The following is a 14,221-nucleotide window of genomic DNA, read 5'->3' as shown; positions in this document are numbered from 1 at the left end:
AGCGGCGCTTGCAAGGCGCGCGAAGGCCGGAAAAAACTTGCACAAATATATTTCCTCCAAGTCTTTGAAGGAAAAAAGAGAATCCGATCGGCGTGCTTAATCGAAATTAATGCAAATCCCGTGGATGCAGCCAAAAGGCCGAAGGGGCGTTTTACCTCCGTAACGAAACCTTGTTTTGAAAAGGCTGTCGCGTGAGTGGAAGTTGTTTTGCGGATAGGTTGGAGAAGCATCTGAACCTCACCGAGCGTGAGCGCACAGCGCTTGCCCGGCTTGAGGAAAACCAACGGAAAGTGAAGCGCGGCGCGATGATCCAGCGCGCCAATGAGACGATCACTGAACTGTTCGTGCTGCGCGCCGGGCGGGTGATGAGTTATGTCATATTGCCCGACGGCAGCCGCCAGATCTTGCGGGTGTATTTCGCCGGCGATTTCATCGGCTCCGCCAGCACCGTCTACAGCAAGTCACCGGAATCCCTGGTCGCCCTGTCCGATTCCGTGCTGTGCCCGTTCGACAAGCATGCGCTGCGCGTTCTGCTGGAGGAGCATCCGCGCGTCGCCGCGCTGATGTTCGTTTTATCACAGATGGAGCGGGTATCGCTGACCGACCGTCTGGCTTCGCTCGGCCGCTCGTCGGCGCGGGCGCGGGTCGCTTCCTTCCTGCTCGACATCATCGACCGGCTGCGCCTGATGGACGATGGCATCACCGACAGTTTCGACCTGAAGCTGACGCAGGAGGAAATCGGCGATGCGGTCGGCCTGACATCCGTGCACGTCAATCGCATGATCCGGCAGATGGAGGCGGACGGGCTGATTTCGCGATCGAACGGCAGGATCACCCTGCTGAACGAGAAGGCGCTGGAGGAAATCGGCCACTACACCAACCGCTACACCGATCTCGACCTTGACTGGCTGCCCAACAGTTAGAGCAGTTATTGATCCGACTGCGTCGGCTCAACTGCTCTAAGTTTCTGCTTTGTCGCGTTTTCCGAGTCATCAGGTGTTCCCACCTGATTAGAAAACGCTCTAAGCCAGCAGTTCCACATCCCAGTAGAGCCAGTCGTGCCAACTGGCGTGCAGATAGTTGGGCGGGAAGGCGCGCCCATTTTCCTGCAGGTGCCATGTGGTCGGGCGAATGGGCTGGATATGCAGACGCATGCCCGCCTCCTTCGGCGTGCGCCCGCCCTTGCGCAGATTGCAGGGGGAACAGGCCGTCGCGACATTCTCCCAGGTCGTGCGCCCGCCCGCGCGGCGCGGGATCACATGATCGAAGGTCAGGTCGCGTTCCGACCCGCAATATTGGCAGGAGAAACGATCTCGCAGGAACAGGTTGAACCGGGTAAAGGCCGGATGCTCCGATGGCCGCACATATTGCTTCAGCGCGATCACGGAGGGGATCTTCATCTGGAAGCTCGGCGAATGCACTTCCCGCTCATAGGTGGAAACAATGTCTACCCGGTCGAGAAACACCGCCTTGATCGCGGTCTGCCAGGGCCACAGGCTGAGCGGATAATAGCTGAGCGGCGTATAGTCCGCGTTCAACACCAGCGCCGGGCAATTTTCCGGGTGCCGTATCAGGTCGGGATGGTACATAGAAAAACTCTACCCCCTTGGCTGCCACGCCTTTATCGCGAAAAGCGTGACGGGAGCATGACAGCATTAACCATCATAGCGCGTCAAGAGGCTGTATGACGGTGACAGGCCGCCCACAGCATATAGTGACCCGCTTTGCGCCAAGCCCCACTGGCCGGTTGCATATCGGCCATGCCTGGTCGGCGCTGATGGCGCATGACGCCGCCCGCGCCTGCGGAGGGACTTTCCGCCTGCGGATTGAGGATATTGACGGCGCGCGGAGCCGGGAGGAGCATGTCGCCGGCATCGTCGAGGATATGGCGTGGCTGGGCATCGGCTGGGACGGCGATCTGGTGCGGCAGTCGGAAAGATTGCCGCTTTACCAGTCCGCTCTCGACAGGCTGAAGGCGATGGGCCTCGCCTATCCCTGTTTCTGCACCCGCGCGGAAATCGCCGCGGAGGTCGCGGCCAGCGCATCCGCGCCGCATGGTCCCGACGGCGCGCTGTATCCGGGAACCTGCCGGGCGCTGCCGGAGCAGGCGCGGGGGGAGCGCATGGCGGCGGAACCCCATGCCTGGCGCATCGATATGGCGAAGGCGGTTGCGCTGACCGGCCCCTTGCACTGGATGGATGAGGCGCGGGGGCAGATGGCGGCCGACCCGCTGTCGGCGGGGGACGTTGTGCTTGCCCGCAAGGATGCGCCGACCAGCTATCATCTGGCGGCGACGGTCGACGATGCGGACATGGGCGTCAATTTCGTGCTGCGCGGAGAGGATTTGCTGGCGGCGACAGGTATCCACCGGCTGTTGCAGGCGCTGCTGGGGTTGCCCACGCCGCTCTACAGGCATCACCCCCTTCTGGCGGGGCCGGACGGAAAGCGGCTGGCGAAGCGGACCGGCGGCATCGCCTTGGCCGAATTGCGGGCGGCGGGCGCCGATCCGCTGGCGCTGGCGCGCGATCTGCGCGCCGGGGTCTTTCCGGTTGGCATTTCGCTGGCGGGGGCCTAGATTGGCGGCATGAACACTTTCCTGGTCCTGCTCATCATTGCCGCCGCCATCGCGACCGTCGTCATGCTGGTTCGCGGCATCATCGCCTTCCTGCAGACGACGAAGGAAGAACTGAACTCGACCGACACAGGTCCCAGCGCGTCCAGCCTGAAACAGAATAAGATGATGTTCGCCCGCATCGGCTTTCAGGCGGTCGCCGTGTTGCTGGTGGCGCTGCTGCTGTTGATGAACGGCGGAAATCGATAGGCGCTGCGGCCGTTGGTCAAGCTCAACAAAATCTACACGCGCACGGGCGACGGCGGAACGACCGGGCTGGTCGACGGGTCCCGCATAGCCAAATATGATCCGCGCATGATGGCGGTCGGCGATGTCGACGAAGCCAACAGCGCCATCGGCCTCGCCGTGCTGGCGCTGGGCGACAGTCCGGAGGCGGGCTGGCTGCGGATGATTCAGAACGACATGTTCGACCTCGGCGCCGATTTGGCGACGCCTCTGGTCGAAGGCGACGAGCCGGCATGGGCGCTGCGCATCGTCGCGTCGCAGGTGGAGCGGCTGGAGCGCGAGATCGACATGATGAATGCGGAGCTGAAACCGCTCGACAGCTTCATCCTGCCCGGCGGGTCCCCGGCGGCGTCCGCCATCCATCTCGCCCGCGCGATCGCACGCCGGGCGGAGCGCAGCGCCGCGGCCGCCGCAGCGCATGTGGCGCTGAACCCGGTGGCGCTGGCCTATATCAACCGGCTGTCCGATCATCTGTTCGTCATGGCGCGCCGCCTGAACGGCAATGGCGCGGACGACATCAAATGGGTCCCCGGCGCGTCGCGTTGAAGCGTCACGCGTTCATCATTATATCCGCGTAACAACAATTTCTTCGGATTGGGAGAACCCAATCCGGCTTTCGCGCGCTTGTTGTGCATGGAGAGCGGACAGACCGCATTTGAAAGGGGCCGAATGCCGATATCGGGCCGAATATCGTCACCACCCCTGCGCCAGCAAAGCTATGGCGCAATACGCGCGCTGACGCAGGCGCTGGCGTCTCCTTTGTCCGATGCGGATGCGACCGTACAGGCGATGGACGATGCATCCCCGGCGAAATGGCATCTCGCCCATGTGACATGGTTCTTCGAAACCTTCATCCTGCGCGACCATGTGCCGGGATACCGGCCGTTCGACGAGAATTTCGCCTATCTGTTCAACAGCTATTATGAGGCGGAAGGGCCGCGCCATATGCGCGCGCATCGCGGCATGCTGACCCGCCCGTCCCTGCGCGAAATCCTGAATTACCGCGCGCATGTCGACGCCGCGCTGATGGATGCGTTCGATGGCCTGCCGGAGCATGCGCGCGATCTGGTGACGCTTGGCCTGCATCATGAGCAACAGCATCAGGAATTGCTGCTGACCGACATTCTTTATCTTTTCGCGCAGAATCCGATGCAGCCGGCGATGTGGGCGACGCCCAGCGCCATGCCCGCGCCCATGCCCGATCCGATCCGCTGGATCGCGGGCGAGGCGGGCGTCGTCGAGATCGGCCATGACGGCAAGGGGTTCGCCTTCGATTGCGAAGGGCCTGTGCATCAGGCGATCCTGAGGCCGCATGCGCTGGCGCACCGGCCCGTCACCAATGGCGAATGGCTGGAGTTCATGGCGGACGGCGGCTATCGCGAGGCGCGGCACTGGCTGTCGGACGGCTGGGCGTGGGTGCAGGCCGAGGGCGTGGAGGCCCCGCTTTACTGGCGGCATCAGGACAATGCGGGCTGGACCCGGTTCGGCCATGACGGCCGCCATCCCGTCAATCCTGCGGCGCCGGTCACGCATATCAGCCTGTTCGAAGCGGACGCCTATGCCAGTTGGGCGGGCGCGCGCCTGCCGACCGAGGTGGAATGGGAAAGCGCGGCGAAAGGTCTGGACCCCGATAGCGGGACGCAGCTTGATCGCGCCGCAACCCCGCGTCCGCGCGCCTGCGAAAGCGCCGACGGCCTGGCGCAGATGTTCGGCGATGTGTGGGAATGGACCGGCAGCGCCTATCGCCCCTATCCGGGTTTCCGCGCGGCCGAAGGCGCGGTGGGCGAATATAATGGCAAGTTCATGTCCGGTCAGTTCGTGCTGCGCGGCGGCAGTTGCGCGACCCCGCGCGGACATATGCGCGCCAGCTACCGCAATTTCTTCTATCCCCATCAACGCTGGCAGTTCACCGGCGTCCGGCTCGCGAGGGACATCTGATGCTGCTAGAACTCGACCGCGACGCGCCGCAGCCGACAGCCGATCCCGCCTTCCGCCGCGATATCATCGAGGGCTTTTCCCGCTTCCCCAAATCAACGCCGCCCATCTGGTTCTATGACCGGAGGGGATCGGAATTGTTCGAGGAGATTACGCGCCTCCCGGAATATTATCCGACGCGCGTGGAAACCGCGATGCTGTCCGCCCATTGCGGGGAGGTGGGCGCGGTGACGGGGCCGGGACGGGCGGTCGTGGAATTTGGCGCGGGAAGCGCGATCAAGACGCCGCACCTGCTGTCCGCCATTGCGCCCGCCGCCTATGTGCCGGTCGATATAAGCGGCGACTTTCTGCGGGAAAGCAGCGCGGTGTTGGCGGCCCAATTCCCGGACTTGCCGGTCGTGCCGGTGGAGGCCGACTTCACCAAGGCCGTCGCGCTGCCCAAGGGCATCGCCGCCATGCCGAAGCTGGGATTTTTCCCGGGATCGACGATCGGCAACATGACGGCGGCGGAGGCGGTCGACCTGCTTCGCACGATGCGATCGTCGCTCGGCGAGGGCGCGATGCTGCTGATCGGCATGGACCGGGTGAAAGATATCGGCGTGCTGGTTTCGGCCTATGACGATGCGGCCGGCGTGACTGCGGCGTTCAACCTGAACCTGCTGGCGCGCATCAACCGGGAACTGGGCGGAACCATTCCCGTAGAAGCCTTTGCGCACCGCGCCATCTGGAATGACGACGCCGCGCGCATCGAAATGCATCTGGAGGCGCGCCGGGATGTCGATTTCACAATCGACAATATCCGCTTCTCGATGTGTGCGGGTGAGACGATCCATACAGAAAACAGCCATAAATATGGCCCGCGCGACGCCCGCCTGCTGCTGCGCGCGGGCGGCTGGGAGCCGCTGAGGGAATGGATCGCCCCCGATGACATGTTCGCGATGATCCTCGCGAAAGCCTGATGAGCATTAGAGCCGGATGCCGAAACGCGGCCCGGCCCAGATCATCATCAGATAAAGGGCTATGGTCAGTGCGCACCCTGCCGCCAGCGCCAGCCAGAAGGATATGCCCGAACGAAGCATGGCAGGGATCAGGAGAAACATGGGCAGGGAAGGAGTGACGTACCAGAAGGTCGCTTCGCTATGCGCCGCCATTCGGGTTGCGTCGCCCGTATCCTTCCATAACCATATCATGCCAAGCAGCGATACCAGCGGCAGGGAGGCCACAAGCGCGCCGAAACCGGGGCTGCGTTTGGCGATTTCCGAGATTGCCGCGATCAACAGTCCCGACACCAGCGCTTTGATGAAAAGGTAGAGCATGGACAATCATTGCACTCCATCGAGGCATGATCCAGCCCCCTCATTTTTGCCAATGGCGCGATATCTGTCCACAGGTTAGGGGAGGGCAGTGATTTCAAGAGGAAAAGGAACCAACATGCAGTCAGTGGGAGTTATCGGCGCGGGGCAAATGGGCGCGGGCATCGCGCAGGTTTCCGCGCAGGCGGGATATGATGTGTTCCTTTCCGACGTCGATCTGGCCCGCGCGCAGAAGGGCAAGGACGGCATCGCCAAGCAGATCAACCGGCTGGTCGAGAAGGGCAAGCTGGACGCCGCCGCCGCCGAAGCCGCCATCGGCCGGATTACGCCGGTGGACAGCTATGCGCCCATGTCGGCCGCCGGCCTGATCATCGAGGCGGCGACCGAGCGCGAGGACATCAAGCGCATCATCTTTGCCGAAGCGTCTAAGGTGCTGGGCGAGGGCGCGGTATTGGCGACCAACACCTCCTCCATCTCCATCACGCGCCTGTCGCAGTCGGTGGCCGACCCGTCCCGTTTCGTCGGCATCCATTTCTTCAACCCGGTTCCGTTGATGGGCCTGGTGGAAGTGATCCGCGGCCTGGCCACCAGCGACGCCACCGTCGCCGTCGCCAGCGACTATGCGAAGAAGATCGGCAAGGAAGCGGTTCTCGCCAAGGATTCGCCCTGCTTCGTCGTCAACCGCATCTTCCTGCCGCTGATCAACGAAGCCTTCTTTGCGCTGGGCGAGGGCGCGGCCTCCGCGCAGGACATCGACAAGGGCGTGAAGCTGGGTCTTGGCCATCCCATGGGGCCGCTGACGCTGGCCGATATGATCGGCCTGGACACCATCGTCGAGATTTTGAAGGTGCTGCAGCAGGACTTTGGCGACCCCAAATATCGCGCCGCGCCGCTGCTGATGAAATATGTCGAGGCGGGCTGGTATGGCCGCAAGACCGGCAAGGGCGTCTACGACTATTCCGGGCCGGAGCCGGTTCCTTCGCTCTGACGTACTCTGGCATGGCTATCCTGCTGCCCTATATGTCCTTCAGGACGAGGATTGCAGGAGGATAGCCATGTTTATCGCCATGAACCGGTTTCAGGTTATTCCCGGCGAAGAAGACGCGTTCGAACATGTCTGGCTGTCCCGCGACACGCATCTGGACCGGGTGCCGGGCTTCGTCGAATTCCACCTGCTGCGTGGGGAGACGCAGGAGGATCATACGCTGTTCTCCTCCCACACCGTGTGGAAATCGCGCGAGGATTTCGAGGCGTGGACGCGATCGGAGGCCTTCCGGCAGGCGCATCGCAATGCGGGCGACAATAAGCCGCTCTATCTGGGGCACCCCCGGTTCGAGGGGTTTGAGGTGATCCAGACGGTGAAGCCTTGATCACAGGGACTATAGCTGCCGTTCGCCCTGAGCTTGTCGAAGGGCTGCCCTTCTTAAGAAAGTGCAGGGCTTCGACAAGCTCAGCCCGAACGGAATGGGTTAGTCGGAGCGCACCCTTCAGATCGACAGCATCAACCCCGCCAGCGCCGCGCTCATCAGGTTGGCGAGCGATCCCGCCACCAGCGCCTTGATGCCCAGCTTCGCGATCATCGGGCGTTGATTGGGGGCGAGATTGCCCGTCACCGCCATCTGGATCGCGATGGAGCTGAAATTGGCGAAGCCGCAGAGCGCGAAGGTGACGATCGCGATCGTCGTCGCCGACAGGTTCGCCTGCACCTGACCCAGCTCGATATAGGCGACAAATTCGTTCAGCACGACCTTGGTGCCAAACAGGCCGCCCGCGATCTGCGCCTCATGCCAGGGCACGTTGAGCAGGAAGGTGACCGGCGCAAACACATAGCCCAGCAATTGCTGAAAACTGAGCGTGGGATAGCCGAACCATGCTCCAACCCCGCCCAGCAGGCCGTTCGCCAGCGCGACCAGCGCGACGAAGGCCAGCACCATCGCGCCGACGGCCACCGCCAGCTTTACGCCGGTCTGCGCGCCCTGCGCCGCGGCCATGATGATATTCGCCGGGCGTTCCTCGTCATGCGAGGCTTCCGGTATGACAACCGGGTCGATTTCCGGGTCCTCCGGGTTGTCGGGCATCATGATCTTGGCCATCAGCAGCCCGCCGGGCGCGGCCATGAAGCTGGCGGCGAGCAGATAGTCGATCTTGATCCCCATCGAAGCATAGGCAGCCAGGATCGTGCCCGCGACGCCCGCCATGCCGGACGTCATCACGGCAAAAAGCTGCGGCGGGGTCAGCGCTGCGAGATAGAGGCGGATGACAAGCGGGCTTTCGCTCTGCCCCACGAAGATATTGGCGGCGGCGCACAGCGATTCCACCTTGGATACGCCCGTCACCTTCTGAATGGCGCCGCCGACCCATTGGACGATGAGCTGCATGATGCCGAGATAATAGAGGATCGACACCAGGCTGGCGAAGAAGATGATGACGGGCAGTGCGGCGATGGCGAAACTTGCGCCGCCGATTTCCGGCTTCGCCAGCGGCCCGAAGATGAAGTCCGTGCCCGCCTGCGCATAGCCAAGCAGATTGGCGACGCCATGCGACATGCCCGCGATCACCCGCTTGCCCGCGGGCACATAGAGGACCAGCAGCGCGATGCCCGCCTGCATCGCGAAAGCCGCGCCGACCACTCGCAATTTTATGGCGCGCCTGTTCGATGACAGGGCCACGGCGATGAGCAGGAGCAAGGCGATGCCGGCAACGCCGATCAGGAATTTCATGCGGCCCTTTCAGCATGACGAAGGTCGTCCGACAAAACCGGGCGACCAAACCGGGCGGTTATACACTGTGCGCACAGAGGGGCTAGGGGGAGGGGCTGGGGGGCCTGCCTTTTTTATGGGGGTGGGCAGCCCTTCATCTTGTTCTTTGGTGCATCGCACTTAAATTTGTCCTGGCGACCCGTGGCGTCCTGCCCATTCCCGCCCAAAACAGCATTATTCCGGAGACTCCCCATGACGACAGCCCGTGGCTTTGCCGCGCAGTCCGGCGATACGCCGCTTGCGCCCTTCACTTTCGAACGCCGCGCCCCCCGCGCCAATGATGTGGCGATAGACATATTGCATTGCGGCGTATGCCATTCCGACCTGCATACGGCGCGCGCCGAATGGGGCGGCACCCTGTTTCCCTGCGTTCCGGGCCATGAAATCGTTGGCAAGGTCACGGCCGTCGGCGCGGACGTCACGAAGTTTGCGGCCGGCGACGTCGTTGGCGTGGGATGTCTGGTGGATAGCTGCCAGCATTGCCCGGCCTGCGACGAGGGGCTGGAGCAATATTGCGAGAATGGCCTTGTCGGCACCTATAACGGCCCCGACGCCGATTTCGGCCACACCTTCGGCGGTTATTCCGACCATATCGTTGTGCGTGAGGAGTTTGTGCTGAAGGTCAGCCATGCCGAAAAGGATCTGGCCGCCGTCGCGCCGCTGCTCTGCGCGGGCATCACCACCTGGTCGCCGTTGCGCCACTGGAAGGTCGGGCCGGGCATGAAGGTCGGCATCGTCGGCATTGGCGGCCTCGGCCATATGGGCGTGAAGCTCGCCCATGCGCTGGGCGCGCACGTCGTCGCCTTCACCACCAGCGAATCGAAGCGGCAGGATGCGTTGGCGCTTGGCGCTGACGAGGTTGTCGTCTCGCGCGATCAGGCGCAGATGGACGCGCATGTGAACAGCTTCGACTTCATCCTGAACACCGTGGCGGCGTCGCATGATCTGGATGCGTTCATGGTCCTGCTGAAGCGCGATGGCACGATGACGCTGGTGGGCGTGCCGGAACATGCGCATCCGTCGCCCAATGTGGCGAACCTGATATTCCGCCGGAAAACGCTGGCGGGATCGCTGATCGGCGGCATTGCGGAAACGCAGGAGATGCTGGATTTCTGCGCCGAGCATGGCATCGTTTCCGATATCGAGGCGATCTCCATTCAGGACATCAACACCGCGTTCGACCGGATGGTGAAAAGCGACGTCAAATATCGCTTCGTCATCGACATGGAGACGGTGAAGGCCGCCGCCTGATCCCATGCGCCCGGCGGGACGCAATGCGCCTTTCCCGCCGGGCGGAATGCCGATAAGGCATGGGGATGCCCGACACGCCCCAGCCCGCCATAACCCGGTCGCTTTTCCTTTTCTCGGTTCTCTATGGCGGCATGGTCTGCATCGCCGGCGTGCTGGGGGTGAAGCAGGTGGCGCTTGGCCCGCTGGCGGTCGAGGCGGGGATCTTCGCCTTCCTTCTGCTCGTCATCCTGTCCAGCGCGGTCGCGGAATTGCATGGGCAGCGGACGGCGACCACGCTGGTCCGCTTCGGCTTCGTGCCGCTGATCGCCTCCGCGCTGCTCATCCAGTTCGTCATCGCCTTGCCGGAAGATGCGGGCATGTATCCGCCCGCGATAGAGGCCTTCCCCATCGTCGTGGGGCAGGGCGCGCGGATGATGATCGCCGGGCTGATCTCCTATGGCACGTCGCAGACGCTTAACGTGTTCATCTTCTCGAAGATGGCGCGGGGCGAGGGCAGGCTGCTCTGGCTGCGCGCGATGGTGGCCAGCGTGATATCCCAGATTGTCGACACCATCCTGTTCATCACCATATCCTTCCTGGGCGAGCGGGAGATTTGGGGACTGATGGCCGGACAGATGCTGACCAAGGTGATCCTGTCGATCATCCTGGTCCCGCCGCTGATCTCCGCGACCGTGGCGCTGGGGCGGCGGTTGGACAGGTAGCAAGTGATCGTTTTCTTCCGTTCACCCTGAGCGAAGTCGAAGGGGCAGACTGAACGAAGTGAAGGCACTTCGCTGACGCTCAGTAGAAGGCTTCGACTTCGCTCAGCCCGAACGGGTCTGAGACGCCAAGGCCCCTTAGTCCCAACCCTGCTTGCAGCGCCCGCCCAATGGTCCTATGCGCGCGCCCATGACGAGCAAGCATGATCCCGATCCCGCCCTGCTGGCAAAAGCGGAAACGCTGACCGAGGCGCTGCCCTATATGCAGCGCTATGCGGGCAAGACCTTCGTGGTGAAATATGGCGGCCATGCGATGGGAGACCCGGAGCTGGCCCGCGATTTTGCCGAGGATGTCGTGCTGATGAAGGCGGTCGGCATCAATCCGGTCGTGGTGCATGGCGGCGGGCCGCAGATCGGCGCGATGCTCAAGCAGCTTGGTGTGGAGAGCAGCTTCGTCGACGGGCTGCGCGTGACCGATGCGGAAACCGCCAAGGTCGCCGAGATGGTGCTGTCCGGCGCGATCAACAAGGAACTGGTCAACTGGATCGGCCAGGCGGGCGGCCGCGCCGTCGGCATATCGGGCAAGGATGACGGCTTCGTCACCGCGACCAAGGTGCTGCGGACCCGGAAAGACCCGGACAGCAATATCGAACAGGCGGTGGACCTGGGCTTCGTCGGCGAACCCTCCAAGGTCGACCGGACCCTGCTGGACACGATCAGCGCGGCGGGCATGATCCCGGTCATCGCGCCGATCGCGATTGGCGAGGACGGCAGCACCTATAATATCAACGCCGACACGATGGCGGGCGCCATTGCCGCGGCGCTGGGCGCGGCGCGCCTGTTCCTGCTGACCGATGTGCCGGGCGTGCTGGACAAGAGCGGCGAGCTGCTGACCGACCTCGACCCGGCGAAGATCGTCGGGCTGCAGGCGGACGGCACCATCTCCGGCGGAATGATCCCGAAGCTGGAGACTTGCCTCAACGCCGTGCAGGGCGGGGTGGACGCCGCCGTCATTCTGGACGGCCGGGTGCCGCATGCGATGCTGCTGGAAATCTTCACCCGGCGCGGCGCGGGTACGCTGGTGCGGCTGTAACGGGCGTTCACAGAAAATCACAGGCCCCGCGCTTGTCCCTGCGCCTTCTGCTCGGTTAAAGAGGGGCGAAGCAGAGCCGGACGGTTCGCTAATCGGAGTTCGCATGGCTTACGCGCTGTACCAGATCATTGTCATCCTGCTGGACGTCCTGTGGTGGATCATCATCATTCAGGCGATCCTGAGCTGGCTGATCGCGTTCAATGTGATCAACACCTATAATGATTTCGTGCGCAACGTGATGTACGCGCTGGATCGGATGACGCAGCCGATATACCGGCCGATCCGGCGGATCATGCCCGATCTGGGCGCGCTGGACCTGTCGCCCATGGTGGTCTTGCTGGCGATCCTGATCATCCGGCAGGCGATATTGCCGCCGCTATTCTCCTCGCTGGTGTGAAACGGCCATGGCGGCGGGACGGCGACGACCTGCTGCTGACCATTCGCCTGACCCCCGGCGCGGCGCGGGAGGGCGTAGGCGGGATATGGACCGACGAGAAGGACGGGGTCTGGCTGATGGCGCAGGTTCGCGCCGCGCCGGAGAAGGGCAAGGCCAATGCCGCGCTCATCAAGCTGCTGGCGAAGGGGCTTGGCCATCCAGCGACCAAATTTTCGCTGGAAACCGGTGACACCCACCGTCTAAAGCGCCTGCGGATCGCAGGAGCGGGCGATGCGTTGACAGCCCGGCTGGAAACATTGACGGATATGCTATGACCATCGGCAAGATCATTGACGGGAAGCTGTTCGCCGCAGGGCTGCGCGCGCAGGTGGCCGAAGGGGTCGCCGCCTTTGCCGACGCCGCCGGGCGCAAGCCGGGCCTTGCCGTCGTGCTGGTGGGCGAGGACCCGGCCAGCGCCGTCTATGTCCGCAGCAAGGGCAAGATGACGGTCGAGGCGGGCATGGAAAGCTTCGAGTTCAAGCGGCCGGACTCGATCGGGCAGGAGGATCTGCTCGACCTGATCGAAGAACTGAACGAGGACGACCGGGTCGACGGTATTCTTGTCCAGTTGCCGCTGCCCGCGCATATCAACGAAGCCGCCGTCATCGCCGCCATCGATCCCGCCAAGGATGTCGACGGTTTCCACATCGCCAATGCCGGAAAGCTGGCGGTGGGCGAGAAGGCGCTGGTGCCCTGCACGCCGCTTGGTTGCCTGATGCTGCTGAAGGATGAGTTGGGCGACCTGTCGGGGCTGGAAGCGGTCGTCATCGGCCGCTCCAACATCGTCGGCAAGCCGATGGCGCAACTGCTGCTGCAGGAAAGCTGCACCGTCACCGTCGCGCACAGCCGCACCAAGGACCTGGCCTCTGTCGTGCACCGCGCCGACATCGTGGTCGCCGCCGTGGGACGGCCGGAGATGGTGAAGGGCGAATGGATCAAGCCCGGCGCGACCGTCATTGATGTCGGCATCAACCGCGTTCCCGCGCTGGAGGAGGGCAAGACCCGTCTGGTCGGCGACGTCGCAACGGCGGAAGCGATCAGCCATGTCCGCGCGATCACGCCGGTTCCGGGCGGGGTGGGGCCGATGACCATCGCCGTCCTTCTGCGCAACACGCTGGTCGCGGCATGTGCCCGCAGGGGCATTGCGGCCCCCGATGGCCTGTAGGCGCGCGCCTTGATCGAACTGTTCATCTCGGCCTTCGTCACCCTGTTCGTGGTGATCGATCCGCCCGGTTGCGCGCCGATCTACGCCAGCATGACCACGGGCGCGTCCGACGCGCAGCGCCGGGCGATGGCGATCCGCGCGGTGGTGATCGCAACCTTCATCCTGCTGATCTTCGCGCTCTGGGGCAAGCAGGTGCTGGGCGTGCTGGGCATCCAGCTCGACAGTTTCCGCATCGCGGGCGGCATCATGCTGTTCCTGATCGCGATGGATATGGTGTTCGAAAAGCGCACCCAGCGCCGCGAGGACCGGGCGCAGAAAATCGCCGAGACGCCGCAGGTCGAGGATGTTTCCGTCTTTCCCATGGCGATGCCGATGATTGCGGGGCCTGGCTCCATCGCCACGGTCATGCTGCTGATGGCGCGGGCCGATGGCCTGCCCCAGCGCCTCGCCGTCATCGCCGCGCTGGCCGCTGTGCTGGTGCTGATGATGGGCGCGCTGCTTGCCGCCGGGCCGCTGATGAAGCTGCTCGGCCAGCGCATAGAGGCAGTGATCACCCGGCTTCTGGGTGTCCTCCTTGCCGCGCTGGCCGCCCAGTTCGTGATCGACGGGCTGAAGGCGAGCTTCTGAGGGCTGTCCTTCCCGGACGATAGGGCGCCCGTATAATCCTACGAAGTTGCGGAAGTTGCGGGTTGCGAGCGGTTTTGAAAATCCGCG

The 14,221-nt window shown here is 63.6% G+C and carries 18 protein-coding genes; 15 read left to right on the top strand and 3 right to left on the bottom strand.

The genetic code is table 11. From position 1 onward, the window contains the following. The first annotated feature begins 191 nt into the window (after positions 1-191). Positions 192-923 carry a Crp/Fnr family transcriptional regulator gene (locus KFK14_RS19900; RefSeq protein ID WP_246524714.1) on the top strand — a complete coding sequence of 244 codons (732 nt, stop codon included), beginning with the start codon at positions 192-194 and terminating at the stop codon, positions 921-923. Between the two features lie 99 nt (positions 924-1,022). On the opposite strand, the gene KFK14_RS19895 is transcribed toward KFK14_RS19900, so the two are convergent. Continuing rightward, entirely contained in the window at positions 1,023-1,589 is a 567-nt protein-coding gene (locus KFK14_RS19895) for an HNH endonuclease (protein WP_070157390.1), read from the bottom strand. 95 nt (positions 1,590-1,684) lie between these two features. Here KFK14_RS19895 and gluQRS point away from each other — a divergent pair, with 95 nt between their 5' ends. The 5 genes from gluQRS to egtD all read left to right on the top strand — a co-directional run bounded on the left by gluQRS (position 1,685) and on the right by egtD (position 5,751). After that, a complete protein-coding gene (gluQRS, locus tag KFK14_RS19890) occupies positions 1,685-2,575 on the top strand; it encodes a tRNA glutamyl-Q(34) synthetase GluQRS (RefSeq protein WP_212608916.1) in 891 nt (296 codons plus the stop codon). 9 nt (positions 2,576-2,584) lie between these two features. Then, on the top strand, positions 2,585-2,821 hold the full coding sequence (locus KFK14_RS19885; RefSeq protein ID WP_070157394.1) for a twin transmembrane helix small protein: 237 nt from the start codon (positions 2,585-2,587) through the stop codon (positions 2,819-2,821). A 12-nt stretch (positions 2,822-2,833) separates the two neighbouring features. Next, positions 2,834-3,403 (top strand): cob(I)yrinic acid a,c-diamide adenosyltransferase, encoded by a 570-nt coding sequence (locus KFK14_RS19880; protein WP_212608915.1) that lies wholly within the window; start codon positions 2,834-2,836, stop codon positions 3,401-3,403. Between the two features lie 123 nt (positions 3,404-3,526). After that, the gene (gene egtB / locus KFK14_RS19875; RefSeq protein WP_212608914.1) at positions 3,527-4,795 is read left to right on the top strand and encodes an ergothioneine biosynthesis protein EgtB; all 1,269 of its coding nucleotides are present in this window, start codon (positions 3,527-3,529) and stop codon (positions 4,793-4,795) included. Beyond that, positions 4,795-5,751, top strand: coding sequence for an L-histidine N(alpha)-methyltransferase (gene egtD, locus KFK14_RS19870; RefSeq protein WP_212608913.1), 957 nt, complete (start codon positions 4,795-4,797; stop codon positions 5,749-5,751). The genes egtB and egtD overlap by 1 nt, the downstream gene beginning before the upstream one ends. Positions 5,752-5,757: 6 nt before the next feature. On the opposite strand, the gene KFK14_RS19865 is transcribed toward egtD, so the two are convergent. Beyond that, positions 5,758-6,108 (bottom strand): DUF3147 family protein, encoded by a 351-nt coding sequence (locus KFK14_RS19865; protein WP_212608912.1) that lies wholly within the window; start codon positions 6,106-6,108, stop codon positions 5,758-5,760. Between the two features lie 115 nt (positions 6,109-6,223). On the opposite strand from KFK14_RS19865, the gene KFK14_RS19860 reads away from it, so the two are divergent. Next, positions 6,224-7,093 carry a 3-hydroxyacyl-CoA dehydrogenase family protein gene (locus KFK14_RS19860; RefSeq protein WP_070157405.1) on the top strand — a complete coding sequence of 290 codons (870 nt, stop codon included), beginning with the start codon at positions 6,224-6,226 and terminating at the stop codon, positions 7,091-7,093. 67 nt (positions 7,094-7,160) lie between these two features. Beyond that, the gene (gene hmuQ, locus KFK14_RS19855; protein ID WP_070157407.1) at positions 7,161-7,475 is read left to right on the top strand and encodes a heme-degrading protein HmuQ; all 315 of its coding nucleotides are present in this window, start codon (positions 7,161-7,163) and stop codon (positions 7,473-7,475) included. Positions 7,476-7,592: 117 nt separating this feature from the next. Here the strand turns inward: hmuQ and KFK14_RS19850 are convergent, their stop codons facing one another. Continuing rightward, a complete protein-coding gene (locus KFK14_RS19850) occupies positions 7,593-8,825 on the bottom strand; it encodes a NupC/NupG family nucleoside CNT transporter (protein WP_212608911.1) in 1,233 nt (410 codons plus the stop codon). 231 nt (positions 8,826-9,056) lie between these two features. Here KFK14_RS19850 and KFK14_RS19845 point away from each other — a divergent pair, with 231 nt between their 5' ends. From KFK14_RS19845 to KFK14_RS19815, 7 genes are all read left to right on the top strand, one after another. Next, positions 9,057-10,115 (top strand): NAD(P)-dependent alcohol dehydrogenase, encoded by a 1,059-nt coding sequence (locus tag KFK14_RS19845; RefSeq protein WP_212608910.1) that lies wholly within the window; start codon positions 9,057-9,059, stop codon positions 10,113-10,115. Positions 10,116-10,180: 65 nt separating this feature from the next. After that, complete coding sequence (locus KFK14_RS19840) at positions 10,181-10,816, top strand: queuosine precursor transporter (RefSeq protein ID WP_212608909.1); 636 nt, start codon at positions 10,181-10,183, stop codon at positions 10,814-10,816. Positions 10,817-11,003: 187 nt separating this feature from the next. After that, positions 11,004-11,906 carry an acetylglutamate kinase gene (gene argB, locus KFK14_RS19835; protein WP_212608908.1) on the top strand — a complete coding sequence of 301 codons (903 nt, stop codon included), beginning with the start codon at positions 11,004-11,006 and terminating at the stop codon, positions 11,904-11,906. A 103-nt stretch (positions 11,907-12,009) separates the two neighbouring features. After that, entirely contained in the window at positions 12,010-12,303 is a 294-nt protein-coding gene (locus tag KFK14_RS19830) for a YggT family protein (RefSeq protein WP_212608907.1), read from the top strand. Then, positions 12,300-12,617: a DUF167 family protein gene (locus KFK14_RS19825; protein ID WP_212608906.1), complete on the top strand. Its 318-nt coding sequence runs from the start codon at positions 12,300-12,302 to the stop codon at positions 12,615-12,617. Before KFK14_RS19830 ends, KFK14_RS19825 begins: the two co-directional genes overlap by 4 nt. Further along, positions 12,614-13,507 carry a bifunctional methylenetetrahydrofolate dehydrogenase/methenyltetrahydrofolate cyclohydrolase FolD gene (gene folD, locus KFK14_RS19820; RefSeq protein ID WP_212608905.1) on the top strand — a complete coding sequence of 298 codons (894 nt, stop codon included), beginning with the start codon at positions 12,614-12,616 and terminating at the stop codon, positions 13,505-13,507. The genes KFK14_RS19825 and folD overlap by 4 nt, the downstream gene beginning before the upstream one ends. A 9-nt stretch (positions 13,508-13,516) precedes the next feature. Beyond that, positions 13,517-14,134, top strand: a complete 618-nt coding sequence (locus tag KFK14_RS19815) for a MarC family protein (RefSeq protein WP_212608904.1) — start codon at positions 13,517-13,519, stop codon at positions 14,132-14,134. Positions 14,135-14,221: the final 87 nt, after the last annotated feature.

The sequence above is a fragment of the Sphingobium phenoxybenzoativorans genome (assembly GCF_018286635.1).
Classification (GTDB): domain Bacteria; phylum Pseudomonadota; class Alphaproteobacteria; order Sphingomonadales; family Sphingomonadaceae; genus Sphingobium; species Sphingobium phenoxybenzoativorans.
This window is presented reverse-complemented; position numbering and strand designations above follow the sequence as displayed.